Genomic DNA, 20,855 nt, shown 5'->3' with positions numbered 1-20,855 from the left:
ACTTAGGACTCGAAGGGGACAATCATGAAGATGGAACGATCCCGCGTTGCACAGATCTGCGCGGTGTTCACGGCCTTGGCATCGGCCGGCTCGTTTGGGCTCGCCAGCGGTGGCTGCAGCCAGTCGGACGACGGGGGCGCGGATCATCACGACGATGGCCCGCATGCGAGCGACGCCTCGCATCAGCATACCCACGGTAAGCCGGTTTGCTTCAATGGGCAGCAACTGGACCTCGGCGAGGAGGAAGCGACCATCCTCGTCAATCACGGCGGCTCCCGCGGCCAATGCGAGCGCGTGGAAAACCGCACCTCGCTGGGCCAGGGCTACCTCCAGAGCGTGTATCAACTGAACGACGATGGGTCGCCGAAGATGATCGGCATCACCCTCGACGAAAAAGGTCTACAGACGCTGCCGACGAACGAAGTCAACGACGGGGCCACCTGTTGGGACAACAACAACGACGGCGTCATCAACCGCATGACCGAGTGCAGCGGCGGGCACGAGCGCGTCCTTTGGTTTCCGGACATCAAAGATTTACCCATCAAATGGATGATGTTCAATTGGCAAGGCCATGGCCATGCGCCGGAAGGCGTCTTCAGCGTGCCGCATTTCGATTTGCACTATTTCATTATGGACTACGTCGAGCGCAATTACATGCGGACGGGCCCGTGTGACCAATTCATTCCGTGCCCGGAATGGGCCAAGGCGGCCAAGGACATCGGGCTGGAGTTCTGGCCGCCGGGCTACCTGAATGCCAAGGGCATTCAAGGCCGGATGGGCAACCACATGATCAACAAGAACAGTCCCGAATGGCAAGGCAAAGGGCTCGCCCAGGCCTTCGCCTATGGCCTGTACGACGGGCACATGTCCTTCTGGGAGCCGGTCGTCTCGGTGGACTGGTTGAAGGGCAAGCCCGTCGAGTGCAAGCCGGTCATCCAGCAGCCCGCCGTGGAGATCCGCGGATGGTACGCCAAGACGTACTGCACGCGTCACCGCCCGGATCGCCATGACTACCTCATGTCGCTCGAGGACTTCGCCTTCCGTGAGACGCCGTCCGGCTACGACGCCGGGACCCCGCCTCCCCCACCCCCGCCTGGAGATGCGGGCCCGACCGACAGCGGCATGCACGATCACGATATGTGACGAACCCGTGGTAAACACGGGAGCTCGATGCACGAAAATTTGCTCCCTCTCGGTTCGATCGTCGAGAAAAACGGCACGCGCTTTCGCGCGTGGGTGACCACGTCGGATGCGTGCGCGGTGCGCCTTTACGGCGAGGACGGGCAGACCGTCGCCACGCACGCCATGACGCGCTCACGAGAGGCGAGCTACTTCGAAGCGTTCGTCGACGGGGTCGGGCCCGGGGCGCTGTACAAATTCGTCGTCGGCGGGCGCGAGCTTCCCGATCCGTATGCACGCTTTCTACCGCGGGGCGTGCACGGGCCTGCGATGGTCACGGCGCCGAACCATGCGTGGAAGCATGGGGAGGGCATCGCGCGCCCGCTCGAGGAGCAGGTTCTCTACGAGGTGCACGTGGGAACCTTTACCGCCGAGGGCACCTACGATGCGGCGCGCGCGCGTCTGCCGGAGCTCGTGGAGCTGGGCGTGACCACCGTGGAGCTCATGCCGCTGGCCGCCTTTCCGGGGGCGCGCAATTGGGGATACGACGGCGTCGCGCTCTACGCGCCGTTCGCGGGATACGGCACGCCGGACGATCTGCGCCGGTTCGTCGACGAAGCGCACGGCCTGGGGCTCGGTGTGTTTCTCGACGTCGTTTACAATCATTTTGGACCGTCGGGGAATTATCTCGCGCAATACTGCCCGAAATACTTCACCAAAGATGCCGACACGCCTTGGGGCGAGGCGCCCAATTTCGCCTTCGAGCCGATGCGGCGCTACGTCGTGGACAATGCGCGCTATTGGTTGAGCGAATTCCGCTTCGACGGCCTCCGGCTGGACGCCACGCAAGCGATTCACGATCCGAGCGCGTACCCCATCTTGCGCGAGCTCTCCGATCGGGTCGCCGAGCTCGCGCCGCGCAAGGTCCTGATTGGCGAGGACGACCGGAACGACCCCGCTTTGATGCGCGAACTCGGGCTCGATGCCGTTTGGACCGACGATTTTCACCACCAGGTGCATGCTTCATTGACGGGCGAGCGCGATGGCTATTACCGCGCCTACGAACCGGGCCTGCGCGGCATCGCCGACACCATTTCGGGGGGATGGCTCTACCAGGGTGCGGTCTACCAGCCCACGGGCAAGCCGCGCGGCAAAAGCGACGATGGGCTGCCCGGGCGGTCCTTCGTTTATTATCTTCAGAACCACGACCAAGTCGGGAATCGAGGATTGGGCGATCGCTTGTCCGATACGATGCCGCTCGATACCTATTGTGCCGTGTCCATGCTGTTTCTGCTCTTGCCGATGACGCCGCTCCTCTTCATGGGGCAAGAGTGGGCGGCATCGACGCCGTTCCTATATTTTACCGATCACGAGGCTGCGCTCGGGCGAGCCATCACCAAGGGGCGCCGGGAGGAGTTCAAGACGTTCGAGGCCTTCTCCCATCCCGCCGCCACCGCGGCCATTCCGGATCCGCAAAAGGTCGAGACCTTCGAGCGATCGCGGCTTCGATGGGAGGAACGCGGCGAGGTGCACCATGCGCGCGTGCAACGGCTTTACCGGGAGCTCATCGCGATGCGCCGGAGCGATGCCGTTTTTCGCCGAGGCACGCGCGAGCGGCTGACCGCCACTGTGCAGGGCGAGCTGCTCGTGGTGCGGCAATGGCTCGATGCCGAGGTGCGGGTGCTGCTGGTGAACTTCGCCGACGAGGCGAAAATCGCGGACGCGTCGATCACGGGGCTTCGTCCCATGGCGAGCAGCGGCGCGGCGCTCACCGAAGGACGCGTGCCCGCGCGGACGGCTATTTTGTTCGGCTCTTCATGAGACGGGCACGAGCGGCCTCGAGGAAGGCCGCCGTCAGCGGGTGCGGCTCCACGTGGCGGTCGCGCACCTGAAAGACGTAGAGCGTGGCGAGGAAGAAGGGGTGCCCGGCAAGCTCGATGATGCGCGGGCGCCCCATCTCGTCACGGCCACTCACCGCGAGCCCCGCGTCGGCGAGGCGGGGCTCGAACTCGGGATTGATTCCGTAGTTGCAAAAGAACGGTTCGATCACGCGCTCCTGTCGATAGGCCGACGCCGCGCGCGTCCCCGGAAGGACGTGCACGGGATGGGACTCCCCAGCAAGCGAGCAAACCAACGGTGTGACCGCGAGCTTCTCGGAATCGGGGTGGGTCTCGGCATGGTTGGCACCGGCAACGCCGAGGACGCTGCGCACGAATTCGACCGTGACGTACTGAAAGCCGGCGCACATCCCCACCAGCGGAACTTCATTCTCGCGGGCATAGCGGACGCTTGCGATCACGGCTTCCTCGTCGACGTAGGGGCTGCCGGGTGAAATGATGATGCCATCGAAATCGCGCAGCGACTTCGCGGGATCGCCGATGGAATCCGTGGGAATCCACGCCACGTCGGCACCGGCCGCGGGAAATTCGGCGTTCGTGCCCTGGTGCACGACCTTGCGTTCGTCATAATCGCCAATGATGGCAATGCGGGGGGATGCGCTGTTCATGCCCTGACGCTAGGCTCGAGGAAGTGTTAGGTCCATCTACATTTTTTGCATGAAACCCCTAAGCGAAACCTTCATCGATGTGCGCCGGCTGGCCATCCTTCGCGAGCTCCACGAGCGCCGCACGGTGGTGGCCACGGCGACGGCGGTTCACCTCACGCCGTCCGCGGTCTCGCAACAGATTGCGACCTTGTCGCGCGAGCTCGGGGTACCGTTGCTCGCGCGACGGGGCCGCGGGGTTCACCTCACGCCGCAGGCGATGCTTCTTTTGGATCACGCGGCGGTGCTGCTCCGGCAAATGGAGCGCGCCCGCTCGGAGCTCGAAGCGTTCGACGGTACCGAGCCGGGACCCATCACCATCGGGGCGTTCGGGACCGCGATCGTCAACCTCGTGGCACCCGCGATCGCCCGCGCGCGACGGCTACCTCGATGCGTGGTCCGCGAGGTGGAGGCGCCCGAATGCTTCGGCGAGCTCGATACGGGCGGGCTCGATATCGTCATTACCGTGGATTATCGTGAGGGGCCTTGCTACAAAACTCCGCGATACGTCCGGCGGGACCTTTTGCGTGATCCCTTCTTCGCCGTGGTGCCCAAATCGCACGCGCTGGCGAAGCGGCGGGCGATTCCGCTTCGCAAGCTCGCCTCGGAGCCGTGGGTGATGGGCGCGGACGATGGCCCCTGCGGCGAGGTGGCGTTGGCGGCATGCACGGCATCCGGGTTTCGCCCGGACATCCAGCATCGCGTCAACGACTACCAAGCCGCCGTCGCCTTGGTCGCGGCGGGCGCCGGCGTCTCCATCGTCCCCGGCTTAGCCCTCGCGGGCAACGCCCTTGCAAACGTCGCCGTCCGCCCCATCGCCGGCACGGCCCCGAGCCGCAGCATCTACGCGGCCGTGCGCGATGGCAGCGAACGCTCACCTGCACTCGCGGCCATTCTGGATGCGCTCACCGCGGCCGCCATGCGGTAAGGTGCGGCTGGGCATGATCTCCGTCCGCGGCCTTCGAAAGATCTACCGGGTGCACAAGCGTGCGGCGGGCCTCAAGGCTGCGGCGATTTCGCTCTTTCGAAGGCAGTACACGGAAGTGGCGGCGGTGGACGGCATCTCGTTCGAGATCGCGCCTGGCGAGCGCGTCGGTTTTCTGGGCCCCAACGGGGCGGGAAAAACGACGACCCTCAAGGTGCTCTCGGGGCTCCTGCACCCGAGCGAAGGCCAGGTCTCCGTCGACGGGCGCGAGCCGCGCAAGCGCGAGGATGCATTCCTCAAGAGCATCATGCTCGTGCTCGGGCAGAAGCAGCAGCTGCTCTGGGACCTCCCGCCGTCGGAGACGTTCGAGCTCAATCGCGCCATCTACCAGGTGCCGCGCGACGAGTATGCGCGCACCCTGGCCGAGTTGGTCGAGCTGCTCGAAATTGGCGACTTGATTGGACGCCCCACGCGCCAGCTCTCCCTCGGCGAGCGCATGAAGTGCGAGCTGGCGGCGGCGCTGATCCACCATCCCAAAGTGCTCTTCTTGGACGAGCCCACCATCGGCCTCGACGTGTCGATGCAGATCACGATTCGGCGCTTCATCAAAGACTACAACGAGCGCTATGGCGCCACGCTCATCCTGACCAGCCACTACATGGACGACGTCGCGGCGCTCTGTCCACGGGTCATCGTCATCGACAAGGGACGCATCTCCTTCGACGGCAAACTGGAAGAGTTGGTGCGCCGCATCCGCCCGGACAAGCGCGTGGTGCTTCGGCTCGGCGGCCACGTCGACGTTGGCGCGCTGGCCGCGGTGGGCACGGTGGTGCGGCATGGTGCGGGCGAAGCGGTGTTGCAGGTGGGGCACGAGGACGTGAGCCGCACCGTGGCGCATGCACTGTCGGCGTTGCCGGTGAAGGACTTGACCGTCGAGGATGCGCCGCTCGAGGAGGTGATGCGCGAGCTCTTCGAGCAGAATCGCACCGCGGCCGCCCGGCAGGACGAAGGGGAACCTTTGTCGTGAGCGTCCGAAGCACCGTCCTCGCGCTGCCGACGCTGCTGCGTATCGGCTTCGCGGATGCGGTGGCCTACCGCGCGGAGATGATCGTGTGGACGCTCTCCGCCACGATGCCGCTCATCATGCTGGCCCTCTGGCTCGCCGTGGCGAGCGAAGCGCCCATGGGGCGGCTGGGGCAGCCCGAGTTGATTGCCTATTTTCTCGCCACCTTCGTGGTGCGTCAACTCACCGCCTCGTGGGTCTGTTGGAAGATCAACACCGAGGTGCGCGATGGCACGCTGGCCATGCGACTCCTTCGTCCGGTGCATCCGCTGGTGGCGTACGGCGCCGAAAACCTGGCCGCGATTCCGCTGCGAGGCATCCTCTCGCTGCCCGCAGCCATCGTCGCGCTGGCGCTGGTCGGCACGACACCGCTTCCGCGCGATCCGGTCCTCTGGATTCTATGGGCGTTCTCCATGGTGGGTGCGTGGCTCATCACCTTGCTGGCCAACTTTGCCATTGGGTGCCTGGCGCTATTCCTGGAGAGCAGCATCAAGCTCATGGACGTGTGGTTTACGCTGTTTCTCGTGTTCAGCGGCTACCTCATTCCGGTGGAGTTGTTCCCGCCGCTGGTGCGCACCATCGGCGATTGGCTCCCGTTTCGGTACCAATTGGGCCTGCCCGTGGAAATCATGACCAGCGCGCACGATCGCGCGTCGGCCTTGACCCTGGTCGGCCAGCAATGGGCCATCGTCGTGCTGCACCTCGGCTTCACGGCCTTCGTGTGGCGGCGCGGGCTCGGTCGCTTCGCGGCGTACGGCGGGTGACTTCTTGATTCGATATCTGCGCCTCCTGGGGGTTCAATTGCGTGCGTCGGCGCTGCTGGGCATGCAATACCGCATCGACTTCGCGCTCGACGGCCTGATCGAGGTCTTCTGGGCCATCACCTCCATCATTCCGCTCTTCGTGGTGTATTCCGCACGCGCGACCGTCGCGGGGTGGAGCTTCGGCGAATCACTCCTCGTGGTCGGATGGTTCACGTTGCTCGCCGCCGTGCTCGAAGGTGCGATCAGCCCCAGCTTGACCAATGTGGTGGAGCACATTCGCAAAGGGACACTCGATTTCGTACTCATCAAACCCGCCGATGCTCAGTTTCTCGTGTGCACCGCACGCATTCAACCGTGGCGGGCCATCAACGTCGTCACGGCGGTGATCATCTTCGGATACGCATTTCGCCTGCTCGGGCACAGCCCCACCTTTGGCGGCATCGCCATGTCGCTGGCATTGCTTTGGGCCTCCACTGCGGTGCTCTTCTCGCTCGGCATCCTCACGGTGAGTGCGGCCTTCTACGTGGTACGCATCGACAATTTGATGCACCTCTTCATTGCCATTTTCGATGCCGCGCGCTGGCCGTCGGCCGTATTTCGCGGGGTGATTCGCTTCATTTTCACCTTCGTCATCCCGCTCGCGCTCATGACGACGTACCCCGCGCAGGCGCTTTTGGGCACCCTGCCCGTGTCCACCTTCGTTCTTTCGCTCTTGGGGGCCTGCGTGTTCGTCGGGCTTTCGCGGCTCGTCTGGCTGCGCGCCCTCGGCAAGTACACGTCCGCGAGTTAGCTACTCGCGCACCACCACGCGTGTGCCGGGCCGTTCGGCCGTGGCCATGACGCCGTGCCATCCCTCGGGAAGTTGCGGCTCGCTCCACATGAAAAGTGCTTTCGCATCCTGCGGTGCCATGTTCACGCAGCCGTGGCTGCGCATGCGCCCGAAGGCATTGTGCCAAAATGCCGTGTGCGTCGCGTAGCTGCCCTGAAAATACATGATCCAGGGCACATCCTGGAGCGAATAGGGCCCCACGCCCGCAACGTCAGCATCCATCGTGGCCGAAATGTGCTTCTCGCGAACGCGAAAGGAGCCGAGCACGGTGTGGTGGTCGCGCGTCTTGTCCTTCTTGTCGATCACCCCGCTCGACACCGCCGTCGCGAAGACCGGTTTGTCCCCCTCGTAGGCCACGAGCATCTGCGTGGTCACGTCGATGTCGATCCATTTCTCGCCGGGCCCGAGATCCTTCGGCGGCTCGGCGGCGCGGGTCTTCGTGCCCTCGGAGGCTTTGGTCCAAAAGCCCTCCGAGGTCTCGTCGTAGCGCACACCGTCGAGGGTCACGCTCGCGCCGGTCAGCCGCAGCACCGTGTGGTATCCCAGGGCACTTCCCGCAGCGACGCTCTTCTTGTTGGCCGACACGGTGTACTTCTTGGCCTTGTGCGAGAGGATCACGCCCACCGTCGCGGGGCCCTCCTCGAGCCACGTGCCATGGAAGTCGGTGGCCGGCTTGTACGCGATCAGCCGCTCGAAGGGCGCGTAGAGACCATCCTGCGTTTGCCACCAATGCCCGCCATCGGTGGTGACATCCTTGTCGAGCGACACGAAGAAGCCTTTCACCATGCGGCTCGCGATGGGACCTTTGCCTCCGCGTAGCTCGTCCAAGGTGACCTGCGGTTTCGCCCCGCCGTAGTCGCGGAGGTACCACGGCGTGCCACCGTCGCCGCCATTCGACGGAGCCCCCGCGTCCGGCGTCTCGGCTTGCGCTTCCTCTTCCGCGACTTCCGGCTTGGGCTGAAGCCAAGGCTCGGACTCGAGTCGCGTTTCGCGCGACGGGGGCCTGCGGTAGAGCGGCGTCCCGTTCGTGAGGTTGTACGCGTAGTCGTAGGGCAGCGACGCTTGCATGTCCGGCGGGTGCCCCGCTTTTTGAAAGCTCGGTTGATTCAGATCCAGCGAGGCATATTTCCCGCAGACGAATCCGCCCTGAACGAGCTCGTACCAACCTGCTTTGCAATTCTCTTGCGGGTGCGCCGCCGCAATGACCGGCACCTTCTGCCCCTGGCGAATGTAGCCAATGCGAACGCCGCCCTCTTTTTGCCACGCCATCTCGCTCATGATGGGCGTCTGCATGTAGAGCGCACCGATGAGCGCGGTACCGGCATCCGCCACCTCGGCGACGGGAGGCGGAGGAGCGGCGTCCGGTTCCTCGGAGGAGGGTGCCGGCGCGGCATCGTCCTTCGTGCCCGCGCAGGCTACGAACGAAGCGGAGGCCACCAACACGAGCACGAAGCAAGCTTGACGAGACATGGCGCCGGGACGAAGTGCAAGAGCGCATGCCAAGCGCGCGCATGTGTTTCCCGGCGGAATGCCGCATCTTGCCGCACACGCCGTGTCCCGCCTTCCCACATGGCGTGGGCCGGGAGACACCACCGATCCGAAACGGCCCCTGCGACGTTAGTTGCAGGTGCCCGTGCCGCCGTTGTTGCGGATTTCGATCGTGCCCGTGTAGCCGCCGGCTTTGAGTCGATCGGCGAGCTTCGTGGGCTGGCACATGGGCAGCGTCTGGTTCTCCCTCATGGAGAAGTTGCCCCCGAGTTGCGAAAGGCCCGAGAGGCCATCGACGCTGTCGAGCAACCTATTGCGAAAAAGCGTGAGGTTCCCACCGATCGACTGGAGTGCCTCGAGGCCGGCCAGGTTCGCAAGCTCGCCGCAGTTGGAGATGTCCAGCTCTCCGCCCACGAAGGCCAGGGAGTGAAAGCCCGAGAACCCAGCGAAGTGGGGGTTACGCTCGAGCACCACCCCACCCGCGACATGGGTGAGTGCATCGAGGCCCCCGATCTCCGTGAGCGCGTAGTTGTCGCGCATGTAGATCGAAAGAGCGATGCTGAGCCCGTCGAGTCTCGTCAACCTGTCCAGTCCGCGCAGGCTCTGAAGCGAGCTCTCGATGATGTAAATGGCCTCGGCCGTGGTCAGGTTCTCGAGGCCGACCAAATCGACCAGCCCGGTCGTGTCTTTTACCCAGAAGGCATGGTCGATCGTCGTCAGGTGCTCGAGTCCCTTCAGGTTCGCGAAACCGAACCCGAACTCCACGTACAGGTCCCCAACGCGATTCAACTTGGGAAAGCCCTGAAGCGATGTCAATGCGGGTAGGTCGGCCAGGTCAAGAGCACCCCGGATGGTTTCCAAACTCGCAAAATTCAACTCCGTCAACGTTCTCTCGAACGCGACGAACAGGCTCCCGCCGATGGTGGTGAGGTTCGGAAATGCCACGAATCGCGTGGGGTTCCAGAGGGCGGAGCCCACGAAGAAATCGCCCCCCACTTCACGCACATTCTCGAACCCTGAAATGCTTGCGAGCTCGCTGTTGCCTCGAAACGAGACGTGGGCCCCAATCCTGGTCAATGCGGGCATACCGGTGAACTCCGTCAGATTGGTACTGGCAATCTCAAAATCCTCTCGAATCTCCTTGAGGCCAGCAAAGCCAGTGAGATGCCGAAGTTTCAACCCATGGATCCTCAACGCGCCTACGGTGGTCAGCGTTGCAGGCGCGTTCCATTCCAAGACGGAATCTGCTGAAACGATGAACACCCGACCGACGGTCTGCAGTGCGGACAAACCATCGAGGCTCTCGAGTGCCCGATTGTCCGTGATCCAGAACGTACCATCGACCTCGGTCAGAGCCTCGAGGCCGTGCAGGGAACGCAAGTTTGTGTTCCTTCCCACGTACATGGTTCCGCGTACGAGTGCCAGGTGGCTCAGCGGCGCCAAATCGCTCACGTCCTCGGTTTTGATGTCCAGATTCCCGGTGATCTCCGTGCAACGAGACAGGGCCTCGAGTTCGGTTCGGTTGGTCACGTCAAAGTTGCCGACGCAGATCGCCCCCAAGTATTTCATCGTGACGACGTCACTCTCGGCATAGTTCCCTTTGCAGGCAATCGCCCGAACCGTGGTATCAGCCTTGAATGCGGGGATCGTCCCCTTCTCGGGAAAGCTCGGGGTGCCACCGCAATATGGTGTGGTTCCGTCCGTCGTATAGTGAATTTGACCGCCCTGCGTGGTGGTCGCCAATGTCACCGGGACCGGATGCGAGGGGTCGTACGTTTCCGGTCGCGGCTCGAACGTCGGCTTTGCCGCGGTCAACGTATAGTCGGCCTGGGTCGGCGTGGCGTCGAGCATGCCGCTCTTGCACGCGATCGCGCGAATCCGCGTGGCCGTCTTGGTGACCGGAACCGGTGAGCCATCCGCTGGTGTGCCTGAGGTGCATCGCGCCTCCACGGAGCATGCAGGCACGGAGTCATCGAGGGTGTAACAGATGGTTGCGTTGGGTGTGCCACTGGCCAGCGTCACCGCAACGTCGTTCGAGTGGTTGCCCGCATTGGGCTCGAACTGGACGGGCGCGACCGTGTTCGACGGAATCTGGATGGTGAATGTGCCCGTCCGAACCTGCGAATCGGACAATCCGGGCTTGAGAGCGATCGCCTTCAGCGTCGTCGTGGACGCAAGAACGAGCGGTACCGTGTACACCACCGACGTGGCGTCGGGTGGGCTTCCATCCAATGTATAATGGATGGTTGCCCCCTCGGTGGCCGTCATGATGGTCACGTTCTGCGGTGCTTCGAACGTGCCCTCGCCCGGCTGGTACTCCGGTGTGAGCACCACATCCCGCGGCAGGTCCGCATCCGGCCGCCTCGTGTCCATGCCCGACGAATTCGTCTCATCCGCGCAGCCGATGAGGCCCACGGACGTCATGGCCATCGTCATCGCCATCGCGATGGTTCCTACGTTAAGCCTAAGCATAAGTTCGCTCCCTATTTTCGTTGGGAGTTCGTCCCAGATTCCGTCACGAAAGTCGAGCGACCGCCGACGATCCGCGTCGCCCCGGGGAAAAATGCCCCAGCAGACTTCGCGAGTCGCGACGTCACGACTGACTACGCCGTGACGATGGCCAGCACCGCGGCATAGTTCGGCACGACCTCGCCGATGGCGCCGCGGGCGCGGAGCAGACGATGCAGCTTGGGCAATCGGTAGTAGGGCACCGCGACCAAGAGATGGTGCTCGATATGGTAATTCACATGGCACGGTGCCACGGTGAGGCGCGCGAGAAAGCCCGCCTGCGTCGTTCGGGTATTGCGGAACGGATCGGCCCCGCGCTCGGTGCATGCGTGCTCGGCGAGCGAACGAATGCGCACGAAAAGGCTGAACGTCGTGAAGTACGCGACCACCCACGCCGAATAGAGCCAGAGGTGCCCCGTTGCGGCGAGCACGCCCGCGAGCGCGCCATTGGTGAGCAGCATGCCCCCGCCGTTGCGCAAACCCGCCTTCGCGTAGTCGAAAAAACGCCGGCCATTGCGCGGGCGGCGTGTCACGTTCGCGGCCACCGTGTACTCGAGCACCTCGAGATCCATCAGCACCAGGCCGATGACACGTTTGACCGCGGTGATGCCCACCAGATCGCGCGCGAATTTGCGCACGAGCGAGCGGCGCGACACCGGAAAGGGATCCGCGAGGCTACGGTCCGGATCGAGATCCGTACCCGTGTGGGCATGGTGCATCGCGTGGTGCTTGCGGTAGCGCGCCACATCGTTCCACACGGGGCGGGCGCAGAGCCAATCCGTGAGCACGTCGTTCCCCGCGCGCCGGGCGAACAGCGAACGATGCGCCGCCTCGTGCATCAAGATGGACAGCGCGAGCTGGCGGCCACCCAATACGACCACCGCGAGCACGAAGGTCATCGGGTGCGGCCAGCGCGCGAGGACCGCGAACGCCAGTGCGATGATGGCCCACGTGGAGCCAACGGCCCAAAAGCCCGCGGCATCGGACCGCGCCGTGAGCGCGCGGATCTCGTCGTGCGAAAGGACGTCTTTGACCTTGAACATCACTGGATCCATCCGCCGGGCGGTGGGTTTTCGTCCGTGAGCTGCACGGTGGAGGGGACGGCCGAGCCCAGGCCGAGGCCCAAGAAGCGCTTCCAAATCGCCCTTCCCGCCTTATCCATCTTGCGCACGGATTCCACGAACGCGCGGCGCTCGTCGACATCCACGAGCGGTGCGGGCAAAAGGGGATCGTACACCAGCTGGCGAATGGCGCTGCCGCCGAGCAGAAAGGCTTCGCGCGCCTGCACGTCGAGCTCGAGCCCGGGGGCGCGCTCGAGCCATGCGGCAAGGCGGGCGCGCGAGCGCTTGTACGAGGCCGCCAGCTCCTTTCCGTCCCATAGGTCGCGGGCGTGCGCCTCGAGCGCGGGGTCGAACGCCGAGGCCCGAAAGACGCTGGCCTCCGACTCGAGCCCCAACGTATGCAAACGCGCGCGCACCGATTCGACGCCGCCCTCCAGATTGTCCGGACGGACGGACAGCCCGCGGGTGAGCTCCCGAAAGCCCAGCATTTGCAATGCGCGCTGCCCGCGTTTTCGCCCGACGCGATCGCTTACGGGGGCGCCGCCGTGCACGGCCACGTAATCGCCATTCCATGGACGCACGCGTGTTTCGGCTGTGCGCCAGGATGATACCTCCGAGGCAAATTCCACGGCACTTTCGCCCAAGCGGTAGGCACCGCGACCGGCCGCCTCGATGAGCCCTGCGGCGGAAAGGCGCACCAAGGTGACGCGCACACTGTTTTCGCTGATGTCGAACAGCGCGCAGGCCACGGTGAGCTTTCGCACGGGAAAGGCCAGGCCGCCCGCAACCGACAACAAATCAAGGATGAGACTTTTCGCCGTCGGCCGCATGAGCAAACATTACATCCACGAGCACCATTCGTCAACTATGGTAATGTTCGTCCATGAACGACTGGAAGACCCTGACGTACTCGACCGCGGAGCGCATCGCGCGCATTACGCTCAATCGCCCCGCGCGCGGCAATGGCATTACGCCGGATATGCCGCGCGAATTGGCCCTCGCCGTCGAGCGAGCCAACCTCGACCCGAATGTGCACGTGATTGCACTGGCGGGCAACGGCAAAGGCTTCTGCGGCGGTTACGATCTGGTGATGAGCGCCGAGGCACGCATGGGCGATCTCGAGCCCGCGGGTGAATCCATCCCCGGCTCGCCGCTGGACCCGTTCACCGTCTTCGAGAACCACGACCCGAGCAAAACGTGGGACCCGATGCTCGACTATCAAATGATGCACCGCAACGTGCGCGGCTTCATGAGCCTCTTTCACAGCGACAAGCCGGTCGTCTGCAAAGTGCACGGTTTTTGCGTCGCCGGCGGGACGGACATGGCCCTCTGTTCCGATTTGCTGGTCATCGAAGATACGGCCAAAATCGGCTATCCGCCGGCGCGCGTATGGGGTGTGCCCACCACGGCGGTGTGGGCGCACCGCATTGGCATCGAAAAGGCGAAACGGCTCCTCTTCACCGGCGACTGCCTGTCCGGCACCGAGGCCGTGGCCTGGGGTCTGGCTTGCGAGGCAGCCCCGCGCGAGCAGCTCGATGCGCGCTTCGAGGTGCTGCTCGAGCGCATTGCCCGCATGCCGGTGAACCAACTGGTCATGATGAAGCTTTTGATCAACCAAACCGTGATGGGCGCGGGGCTCTCCACGACCCAGGTGCTCGGCACCGTGTTCGACGGGATTGCCCGCCACACGCGCGAGGGCTACGCCTTCCAACGACGCGCCGCGGAGGCGGGCTTCAAAGAAGCGGTGCGCGAGCGCGACGAGCCGTTCGGCGACTTCGGAGCGTCGACCTTCAAGGGGTAGTCCGAACGACGAGTCGGTGGAGCGCCATGCCGCCGAGCATGGCCACCACGAAGGCCACTGTTTTCGCGGAGAGGGAGACCACCGACACCAGCGCCGGGCCGGGGCAAAATCCGCTGACACCCCACCCGATGCCGAAGAGCGCCGCGCCGGCGAGGAGGCGCGCGTCGATGGCCTTGGCCTCGGGCCAGGCGAAGGCCGCGGCGAAACGCGGTCGCTCGGCCTTCGTTGCGCGCCGGACGAACAGGGCATGCACGCCGATGGCCCCCACCATGACGAAGGCCAGGCTGGGATCCCACGCACCCGCAACGTCGAGAAAGCCGAGGACCTTGGCCGGCTGGGTCATTTGGGCCACGCCGAGGCCCACGGCAAAGAGAAGCCCCGATGCGAATGCCACGGCATCGCGACCGCTCATGGCTGACCGCCTCGTGCAACATGTCGAACGAGGTACGTGGCCAGTGCGCCCGTCGCCATGAAGGTGAGCGTCGCCACCAGCGATCGCACCGAAAGACGGCTCAAACCGCACACACCGTGGCCGCTGGTGCATCCATTGCCCAGGCGCGTCCCGAATCCCACGAGCAATCCACCGGCCACCGCCCATGCCATGGGCACCGGCGTCGCGCCAAGTGCCGCCGGGTGAAGGAGCGACAGCGCCAAGCCGCCGGTGAGTAACCCCACCAGGAACCACACCCTCCAGGATGTCTCATCGTGCACGGGTCGGAGAAGCCCGCCGACGATTCCGCTGATTCCCGCAATTCTGCCATTCAACAGAAGAAGTATTGACGCACTGAGTCCAATCAGCGCGCCGCCGACCAATGCCGTCCAAGGAGTGAAATTCGTCATGTTGGCTATTCCAAAGGGTAGCCGGGCCTGACCCCTTGTATGCCAATGAATCGAGATTGTGCGGTTGTGTTGGAATAGTTAGGAAACTTTCTTAATTATTAACATTGACCTTCGCCCAATGGTGCTGCACCGTCCTTCGCTCAGGAAGGGAGGCTTTCCAATGTATCCTCTGGTCCGAAGGCGGTTTCGACCCGCCGCGACGTCATTGGCAATCCTAGGTCTATCGTGCAGCATCGCGTGCAGTGACAATGCGGGCGAAAAAGCCGCTGCGGCGGAACAATCCCTGGCCACCGATTACGAGGCCGAAAATGCGACAATTTCGCAAGGAGTCGTGGAATCGAACCACGGTGGTTACAGCGGTTCGGGGTTCGTCAATTATGACAATGTAACGGGAAGCTCCGTTCAATTTTCGGTCAATGCGTCTGCTGCCGGCGCAACGAACCTGACATTCCGATTCGCCAATGGCACGACGGCCAATCGGCCGATGGATATCGCGGTCAATGGCACGGTGGTGAGCAGCGGCCTGGCGTTCAACGGCACCGGCGCCTGGACCACGTGGAGCGAGGCGACCATCAGCGCCAACCTCGTCGCCGGCACGAACACCATCCGTGCCACGGCCACCACGGCAAACGGAGGTCCGAATCTTGATAAGCTGTCGGTGGGGACCAGCACGCAGCCATCGGGCACTCCGGTGCAGGCCAACGGACAATTGAAGGTCTGTGGGACGAAGCTTTGCAATCAGAACGGCAAGGCCATTCAATTGCGCGGAATGAGCACGCACGGCCTGCAATGGTATCGCCAATGCGTCAATTCGGCATCACTCGATGCGCTGGCCAATGATTGGAAGGCCGACGTCGTGCGTCTGTCGATGTACATTCAGGAGGGCGGCTACGAGACCAATCCGCGGCAGTACACCGATCTGGTGCACTCGCTCATCGAGCAGGTGAGCCAGCGCGGAATGTACGTCATCGTCGATTGGCACATGCTCGAGCCGGGCGATCCGCATTACAACTTGTCGCGCGCGAAGACGTTCTTCAACGAGATCGCCGAGCGGCATGCCTCGCGCAACAACATCCTCTACGAGGTGGCCAACGAGCCGAGCGGCGTGGATTGGTCGCGCATCAAGAGCTACCACGAGCAGATCATTCCGACGATCCGCGCCAAGGATCCCGACTCGGTGATCTTGCTGGGCACGCGGGCGTGGTCGTCCCTGGGTATCTCCGATGACGCCAACGAGACGGAGGTGATCAACAACCCCGTCAACGCGTCCAACGTGCTCTACACGTTCCACTTCTATGCGGCGTCGCACGGAACCGAGTACATCAACGCGCTGTCGCGCGCGGCCGACCGTATTCCCATGTTCGTGACCGAGTTCGGAACGCAGACGGCGTCCGGAGACGGTGGGAACAACTTTTCGCGGTCGCAGCAGTACATCGACTTGATGGCCAGCAAGAAGATCAGCTGGGTGAACTGGAACTACTCCGATGACGAGCGCACCGGGGCCGTCTTCAAGTCGGGCACCTGCCCGAATGGACCGTATTCCGGTACCGGGTCACTGAAAGAGGCTGGCGTCTGGGTCCGCGATCGGACCCGAACACCCGACGATTTCTAGAAAACGTGCCCTTGCCCCTGTCCGTGCCCCTGTCCGTTGTCGATCGGGCAGGGGCAGGGGCACGGGCACGGGGGGTGGGAGGGAAGATCTGGCATGATTTGGTGGTATAAGCTCTCGGCAATAAGCAATGAGAGCGCGTTGGGCTTCGGTTGGTCTTTGTTTCTTACTTTCCAGCTTCGGTTGCGCAGGCCTGCGCGGACGTGCAGATAGCGCGTTCGAGCGCGGCGACTACGAGGCGGCTGCGCGCGACTACGCGCAACTCGTGGCGAAAGAGCCGGGCGATCAGGAGCTGAGGGGGCGCCTCTCCCAGGCGCGGGAGCGCGTTTTTCTGGGGATCCTCGCGTCCGTCGCCGAGTCGCGCCGCATCGGCAACAAGGACCGGGCGATCGAGGGGGTGGGCAACCTCCTCCAGCACGCGCGCGAGTGGAACGACCGGGGCAGCCCGGCCATCCAGCAGCGCACGCGCGAAGAGATGACCTGGGTGGAAAACGAGATCACCACCGAGTGCGGGGTGATGCTCGACAAAGATGCGCCGCTTCTCGCGGACGCGCACCTGTCCACGCGGGAACGGCAGGTGCTGCGGCACCCGGATTTCGCGCCGATCAAGAGCACGATTCACGACGCCATCATGGCGGCGGGCGCCGCACGCTGCGGGAAGCTCGCGCCGGCCACACCGGGGACGAATCCGTACCTGTCCGATCTGGTCGGGAAGTACTGCGCGCACTTCAACGTGCAAACGTCGCGGGTTCCCGTTCTGCCGTTCCACGTTTCGCAGGTGGTGCTTGCGGGCGAGGTAGAGGGCATGTCCCTCGAAGGGCGCGATGCCTTCGCCGCGGCGCTGCGCAAAGGGCTGGAAACGTCGGTCTTCTGGGATCCGCGCGCGGAGACGTCCGCGGTGGCCACGGTGCAAGGCAAGAACCGCGCATCGTTCCGTTCGCAATCGAGAACGATGTCCCGCCCCTGGGTCGAACAGGTGGCCTACCAGGCCACGGAAGAGTACCAAGAGGCGTACACCGAATATTATCAGGACACCGAGACGTACTTCGAGAGCGAGCCGTATACGGATCACGAGACGTACTCGCACCCGTGCTCGGATGGCAAAAGCACGTGCACGGACTCGCGCCCGGTCACCAAGTATCGTCAGGTGTCGAAAACGCGGCCGGTGACCCGCAACCGCACGGCCTACCGCACCAAGACGCGGCCGGTGACGAAATACCGTGAGGAAAATCGGGTTTTCACCTTCGAGGCGGTGGAGCGCTCGGCCAACTACGAGGTCGACGTGGGCGCGACCATCGACTTCAAACAGGGCGTCTCTCCCTTCGCGGTGCATCTGTCCACGTCGGACAGGAAGAGCGGACTCGATCACGATTCCTCGTTCCCGCCGGCCGGGGTCGAGCCCTCGCGGGCGAATCTGCCCAGCCGCGATGCCTTTTGGACAGCGCAACTTCCCACGATCGTGCAGCGCACGTCCTCGTCGGCCAATATGCATTGGGCCGCGTCGTTCTGTTCGCAAGCCGCCTACAGCGCCGAAGAGGCCGCACGCTGCTACTACGTGCCGGCCGCCGAACACCCGAAGACGGCGCACGAAGCGCTGCTCGCGGCCATCGGGCCGGACATCGATGCGATGGGGCGACCCTAGCCGTTCGGTGGGTGTAGCGGCGCCCTAGGTTAGATGGCGCACGATGACCTTCTGGACCTCCTTCTCGCGCTCGATGGCGTGCGGCAGCCGTTGCGCTACCATCCCGAAGAGGACGCCCTTTATCACTCGCTACAGGTGTTCGAGCTCGCCCGGCGGGAGTCGGACGATCCCGTTTTGTGGGCTGCGGCCCTTTTTCACGACGTGGGAAAAGCCATCGATGGACGGACGCACGACGAGGTAGGCGCAGACCTGCTCGACGGGCTCCTTGCACCGCGGGCCGTGTGGCTCGTGCGTCATCATTTGGACCTTTTGCGCGAGCCGCGGCGTACGCGTCGGAAATACCGCGGCACACGCGAGCTCGTGGAGCTCGAGCGCCTCCGCCGATGGGACCTCGGTGGCCGGCGCATCGGGGTTCGTGTTCCCTCGCCCGAGGAGGCTGTCGACCTCCTCGCGACTTCCAACGACGACGACCATGAAAGGAATCGATTCGGACGATGAAAGAAAGGAACGACTCGAGGATGCCGTAAGGCACGCAGTCGAGACGGCGCTCACGGACAAGCAGCGTGAGGCCGTGGAGCTTCATTTTTTCGAGGGGCTGTCGCAGTCGGAAATTGCGCGGCGCCTGGGCATTTCGCAACAGGTCGTCCAAAAACGGCTCTACGGGGCCGTACGCCACGGGACGACCGTGGGCGGCGCCATCGCACGGTTGCGCGAGGTGCTCTCCCCGCTCTGCCGCGTGGAGCACGGACCATGAGCTGGGAACGCTATGGCGGTCTGCGGGCCGCGATTGCGCAGCTTGCCGCGCAGATCATGTACGGCGAAGGTGTAAAGCAGTACTTCACGGCCAAGCGCATCGCGGCAAAGCGATTGCTCGGCCAAACGGGTGCGCGCGGATTGCGCTATCGGCCGCGGGATCTTCCGTCCAATGGCGAGATCAAGGAGGCGTTGTTGACGCTCGCCGAGGAGATCGAGGGGGAGGCGCGCACGCGAAAGCTTTTTGCCATGCGCATCGAGGCCTTGGAGGCGATGCAGGAGCTCGAGCCCTTTTTTCCGCGGTTGATTGGCTCGGTGGCCACCGGCCACGTGCGCAGCGGCAGCGACATCGACCTGCACGTGTTTGCCCACGACGAGGAGGACGTGGTGACCCACGTGCGCACGCTGGGCTGGACGCACGACGTGCAACGCGTGAGCATCATGAAGCACGGGCGCGCGATGGACTTCACGCACATTCTGGTGCCCGACGTCTTCCCCATCGAGCTCACCGTCTACGCCCCGCGCGAACTGGGCATCCGCCCGCGCAGCAGCACCGACGGCAAGCCGATCACCCGATTGAAGTCGTCCGTGCTGCGCACGCTCATCGCGCGCGAACACCCCGACGAGTGGACGCGTTACCTCGCCGACGGCGAAGTCCCAGGGTTGGAAGAATATCTCGACTTGGAGGACGAAGAATCGTGATGGACGGCCCGGGGTGGGCTCTCAATTGTGATTGACCCTCAGTGCGTAGAAGTGCACCAAGGAGCCGACGGTGGAGCTACTCCCGGACGATTGAATGTAATTGCCCGCCTTGAAGTACATGTTCTCTTTGTCGAAGGACGACGCCATCGTGTACTTCTTCGCCGAACCGCCGTTGATGGTGATGGAAATGGAGTGCCCGGATAGGCCGATCACGTAGCTCCATTTCGTACCGAGGGACACATGACCGATCGTGTGCGTGTCCTGCCCACCGGACGGTGAGCGTTCGATGCCCACGACGATGTCGCCGTTGCTATGGTAATAAAGCTCGACGAGGGGCTTGGTCGACGCGGGGGTGCCCGTGCCCAAGTGAATCTGACCGACGCACACGTTCGACGGAACCTTCGACACCTTGACCGTCGCACTCAAGGTGTGATTGCCCGACAACGGGTTCCAATTGGCGGCCGATCCATTGGAGTTCATCTCCCGAAGCTCGGAGCGGGAGTAATGGGAATTAGGAGTGGTGACTCCATTTTCCGGATCCCAGAAGGTCATCGACCCGTCGCTGGAATCCGTGTAGAAGTATTTATCCTGAAATCCATTGGGGCCGCGAAGTTGGGACGACTTGATCGTGGTCGGGTGCCCGGGTGAGCCGACCGGCTCCTGCAGGTCCCACACCGAAAGATCGAAATTTCCACCTGGGGCAACAGTGGCGCTGAGATCCGCAGTCGATTCAGCCGATTGCTCGAGGTCCTCTTCGTCGGTCGGGGATGCACATCCCACGGTTCCAAACAAAGAAATGGCAACCATCGCCGTGAGCGTGGAAAGATATTTCATTTCGTCGACTCCTTGGTGGGGGAATCAGTAACCGGTGTCATGTTGACGGTAACCGGTGTCATGATTCCAATCAAGGAACTCAATGCGTCAAATCGATGAAATCGTTCGCCGCGCCGCGTCGAATCCTATCCGTATCGCATGCGCTGATTGGATTTGAATGTTCGAACATTTCCTACGACGTTGGATTGAATGCCTTTACCACACACACTGGATGACCCTGACCGGTATTGGACCTAATCCGCGATCACGATCCCTCGCCCAAAAGAGGGGAAACCGCCAAGACGCCAAGGTCGCCAAGTTTGATTGATGTGCCGAAGCGCCGAGAAACGGCGGATTCAGGAGCCTTTAATTAATTAGCCCTTGGCGTTCTCGAAC

At 63.6% G+C, this 20,855-nt stretch carries 20 protein-coding genes; 12 read left to right on the top strand and 8 right to left on the bottom strand.

What is annotated here, in order from left to right; all coding sequences use genetic code 11:
• Positions 1-24: 24 nt before the first annotated feature.
• Together LVJ94_07335 and treZ are read left to right on the top strand one after the other, a co-directional pair.
• Positions 25-1,143 (top strand): hypothetical protein, encoded by a 1,119-nt coding sequence (locus LVJ94_07335; GenBank protein ID WXB07045.1) that lies wholly within the window; start codon positions 25-27, stop codon positions 1,141-1,143.
• Positions 1,144-1,170: 27 nt separating this feature from the next.
• Positions 1,171-2,940: a malto-oligosyltrehalose trehalohydrolase gene (gene treZ, locus LVJ94_07330; protein WXB07044.1), complete on the top strand. Its 1,770-nt coding sequence runs from the start codon at positions 1,171-1,173 to the stop codon at positions 2,938-2,940.
• Here treZ and LVJ94_07325 read toward each other — a convergent pair.
• Positions 2,918-3,625, bottom strand: coding sequence for a hypothetical protein (locus tag LVJ94_07325; protein ID WXB07043.1), 708 nt, complete (start codon positions 3,623-3,625; stop codon positions 2,918-2,920). The genes treZ and LVJ94_07325 overlap by 23 nt on opposite strands.
• A 49-nt stretch (positions 3,626-3,674) precedes the next feature.
• Between LVJ94_07325 and LVJ94_07320 the strand changes: the two genes are divergently transcribed.
• Genes LVJ94_07320 through LVJ94_07305 form a run of 4 tightly spaced genes read left to right on the top strand, consistent with a single transcriptional unit; the run spans position 3,675 to position 7,203 of the window.
• The gene (locus tag LVJ94_07320) at positions 3,675-4,589 is read left to right on the top strand and encodes a LysR family transcriptional regulator (protein WXB07042.1); all 915 of its coding nucleotides are present in this window, start codon (positions 3,675-3,677) and stop codon (positions 4,587-4,589) included.
• A 13-nt stretch (positions 4,590-4,602) separates the two neighbouring features.
• Complete coding sequence (locus LVJ94_07315) at positions 4,603-5,613, top strand: ATP-binding cassette domain-containing protein (GenBank protein WXB07041.1); 1,011 nt, start codon at positions 4,603-4,605, stop codon at positions 5,611-5,613.
• A complete protein-coding gene (locus LVJ94_07310; protein WXB07040.1) occupies positions 5,610-6,413 on the top strand; it encodes an ABC-2 family transporter protein in 804 nt (267 codons plus the stop codon). The genes LVJ94_07315 and LVJ94_07310 overlap by 4 nt, the downstream gene beginning before the upstream one ends.
• Positions 6,414-6,417: 4 nt before the next feature.
• Entirely contained in the window at positions 6,418-7,203 is a 786-nt protein-coding gene (locus tag LVJ94_07305) for an ABC-2 family transporter protein (protein WXB07039.1), read from the top strand.
• Here the strand turns inward: LVJ94_07305 and LVJ94_07300 are convergent, their stop codons facing one another.
• From LVJ94_07300 to LVJ94_07285, 4 genes are all read right to left on the bottom strand, one after another.
• Positions 7,204-8,712 (bottom strand): L,D-transpeptidase, encoded by a 1,509-nt coding sequence (locus tag LVJ94_07300; protein ID WXB07038.1) that lies wholly within the window; start codon positions 8,710-8,712, stop codon positions 7,204-7,206.
• Positions 8,713-8,859: 147 nt separating this feature from the next.
• Entirely contained in the window at positions 8,860-11,202 is a 2,343-nt protein-coding gene (locus LVJ94_07295) for a chitobiase/beta-hexosaminidase C-terminal domain-containing protein (protein ID WXB07037.1), read from the bottom strand.
• 131 nt (positions 11,203-11,333) lie between these two features.
• On the bottom strand, positions 11,334-12,281 hold the full coding sequence (locus tag LVJ94_07290) for a fatty acid desaturase family protein (GenBank protein ID WXB07036.1): 948 nt from the start codon (positions 12,279-12,281) through the stop codon (positions 11,334-11,336).
• Positions 12,281-13,096: a hypothetical protein gene (locus LVJ94_07285; GenBank protein WXB07035.1), complete on the bottom strand. Its 816-nt coding sequence runs from the start codon at positions 13,094-13,096 to the stop codon at positions 12,281-12,283. Before LVJ94_07285 ends, LVJ94_07290 begins: the two co-directional genes overlap by 1 nt.
• 86 nt (positions 13,097-13,182) lie before the next feature.
• Here LVJ94_07285 and LVJ94_07280 point away from each other — a divergent pair, with 86 nt between their 5' ends.
• Positions 13,183-14,100 (top strand): crotonase/enoyl-CoA hydratase family protein, encoded by a 918-nt coding sequence (locus LVJ94_07280; GenBank protein ID WXB07034.1) that lies wholly within the window; start codon positions 13,183-13,185, stop codon positions 14,098-14,100.
• On the opposite strand, the gene LVJ94_07275 is transcribed toward LVJ94_07280, so the two are convergent.
• Both LVJ94_07275 and LVJ94_07270 read right to left on the bottom strand, forming a co-directional pair.
• Positions 14,090-14,512, bottom strand: coding sequence for a YeeE/YedE family protein (locus LVJ94_07275; protein WXB07033.1), 423 nt, complete (start codon positions 14,510-14,512; stop codon positions 14,090-14,092). The two genes, LVJ94_07280 and LVJ94_07275, sit on opposite strands and share 11 nt — an antisense overlap.
• The gene (locus LVJ94_07270) at positions 14,509-14,940 is read right to left on the bottom strand and encodes a YeeE/YedE family protein (protein WXB07032.1); all 432 of its coding nucleotides are present in this window, start codon (positions 14,938-14,940) and stop codon (positions 14,509-14,511) included. Before LVJ94_07270 ends, LVJ94_07275 begins: the two co-directional genes overlap by 4 nt.
• A gap of 331 nt (positions 14,941-15,271) precedes the next feature.
• On the opposite strand from LVJ94_07270, the gene LVJ94_07265 reads away from it, so the two are divergent.
• The 5 genes from LVJ94_07265 to LVJ94_07245 all read left to right on the top strand — a co-directional run bounded on the left by LVJ94_07265 (position 15,272) and on the right by LVJ94_07245 (position 19,646).
• Positions 15,272-16,552: a cellulase family glycosylhydrolase gene (locus LVJ94_07265; GenBank protein WXB07031.1), complete on the top strand. Its 1,281-nt coding sequence runs from the start codon at positions 15,272-15,274 to the stop codon at positions 16,550-16,552.
• 127 nt (positions 16,553-16,679) lie between these two features.
• A complete protein-coding gene (locus LVJ94_07260; GenBank protein WXB07030.1) occupies positions 16,680-18,191 on the top strand; it encodes a hypothetical protein in 1,512 nt (503 codons plus the stop codon).
• Positions 18,192-18,224: 33 nt separating this feature from the next.
• Positions 18,225-18,689, top strand: a complete 465-nt coding sequence (locus tag LVJ94_07255; protein WXB07029.1) for an HD domain-containing protein — start codon at positions 18,225-18,227, stop codon at positions 18,687-18,689.
• Positions 18,664-18,945 carry a sigma-70 family RNA polymerase sigma factor gene (locus LVJ94_07250; protein ID WXB07028.1) on the top strand — a complete coding sequence of 94 codons (282 nt, stop codon included), beginning with the start codon at positions 18,664-18,666 and terminating at the stop codon, positions 18,943-18,945. The genes LVJ94_07255 and LVJ94_07250 overlap by 26 nt, the downstream gene beginning before the upstream one ends.
• Entirely contained in the window at positions 18,942-19,646 is a 705-nt protein-coding gene (locus LVJ94_07245) for a nucleotide-binding enzyme (protein WXB07027.1), read from the top strand. The genes LVJ94_07250 and LVJ94_07245 overlap by 4 nt, the downstream gene beginning before the upstream one ends.
• Positions 19,647-19,667: 21 nt before the next feature.
• On the opposite strand, the gene LVJ94_07240 is transcribed toward LVJ94_07245, so the two are convergent.
• Positions 19,668-20,480, bottom strand: coding sequence for a polysaccharide lyase family 7 protein (locus LVJ94_07240; protein ID WXB07026.1), 813 nt, complete (start codon positions 20,478-20,480; stop codon positions 19,668-19,670).
• Between the last annotated feature and the right edge of the window lie 375 nt (positions 20,481-20,855).

Source organism: Sorangiineae bacterium MSr11367 (genome assembly GCA_037157805.1).
Taxonomy (GTDB): Bacteria; Myxococcota_A; Polyangia; order Polyangiales; family Polyangiaceae; genus Pendulispora; species Pendulispora rubella.
This window is presented reverse-complemented; position numbering and strand designations above follow the sequence as displayed.

What these genes read in the sequence shown, in the direction of transcription:
- LVJ94_07335 (WXB07045.1), top strand. Translation starts at nt 25, where the DNA reads ATGAAGATGGAACGATCCCGCGTTGCACAGATCTGCGCGGTGTTCACG.
- treZ (WXB07044.1), top strand. Translation starts at nt 1,171, where the DNA reads ATGCACGAAAATTTGCTCCCTCTCGGTTCGATCGTCGAGAAAAACGGC.
- LVJ94_07325 (WXB07043.1), bottom strand. Translation starts at nt 3,625, where the DNA reads ATGAACAGCGCATCCCCCCGCATTGCCATCATTGGCGATTATGACGAA.
- LVJ94_07320 (WXB07042.1), top strand. Translation starts at nt 3,675, where the DNA reads ATGAAACCCCTAAGCGAAACCTTCATCGATGTGCGCCGGCTGGCCATC.
- LVJ94_07315 (WXB07041.1), top strand. Translation starts at nt 4,603, where the DNA reads ATGATCTCCGTCCGCGGCCTTCGAAAGATCTACCGGGTGCACAAGCGT.
- LVJ94_07300 (WXB07038.1), bottom strand. Translation starts at nt 8,712, where the DNA reads ATGTCTCGTCAAGCTTGCTTCGTGCTCGTGTTGGTGGCCTCCGCTTCG.
- LVJ94_07295 (WXB07037.1), bottom strand. Translation starts at nt 11,202, where the DNA reads ATGCTTAGGCTTAACGTAGGAACCATCGCGATGGCGATGACGATGGCC.
- LVJ94_07290 (WXB07036.1), bottom strand. Translation starts at nt 12,281, where the DNA reads ATGTTCAAGGTCAAAGACGTCCTTTCGCACGACGAGATCCGCGCGCTC.
- LVJ94_07280 (WXB07034.1), top strand. Translation starts at nt 13,183, where the DNA reads ATGAACGACTGGAAGACCCTGACGTACTCGACCGCGGAGCGCATCGCG.
- LVJ94_07275 (WXB07033.1), bottom strand. Translation starts at nt 14,512, where the DNA reads ATGAGCGGTCGCGATGCCGTGGCATTCGCATCGGGGCTTCTCTTTGCC.
- LVJ94_07270 (WXB07032.1), bottom strand. Translation starts at nt 14,940, where the DNA reads ATGACGAATTTCACTCCTTGGACGGCATTGGTCGGCGGCGCGCTGATT.
- LVJ94_07260 (WXB07030.1), top strand. Translation starts at nt 16,680, where the DNA reads ATGAGAGCGCGTTGGGCTTCGGTTGGTCTTTGTTTCTTACTTTCCAGC.
- LVJ94_07255 (WXB07029.1), top strand. Translation starts at nt 18,225, where the DNA reads ATGGCGCACGATGACCTTCTGGACCTCCTTCTCGCGCTCGATGGCGTG.
- LVJ94_07250 (WXB07028.1), top strand. Translation starts at nt 18,664, where the DNA reads ATGAAAGGAATCGATTCGGACGATGAAAGAAAGGAACGACTCGAGGAT.
- LVJ94_07245 (WXB07027.1), top strand. Translation starts at nt 18,942, where the DNA reads ATGAGCTGGGAACGCTATGGCGGTCTGCGGGCCGCGATTGCGCAGCTT.
- LVJ94_07240 (WXB07026.1), bottom strand. Translation starts at nt 20,480, where the DNA reads ATGAAATATCTTTCCACGCTCACGGCGATGGTTGCCATTTCTTTGTTT.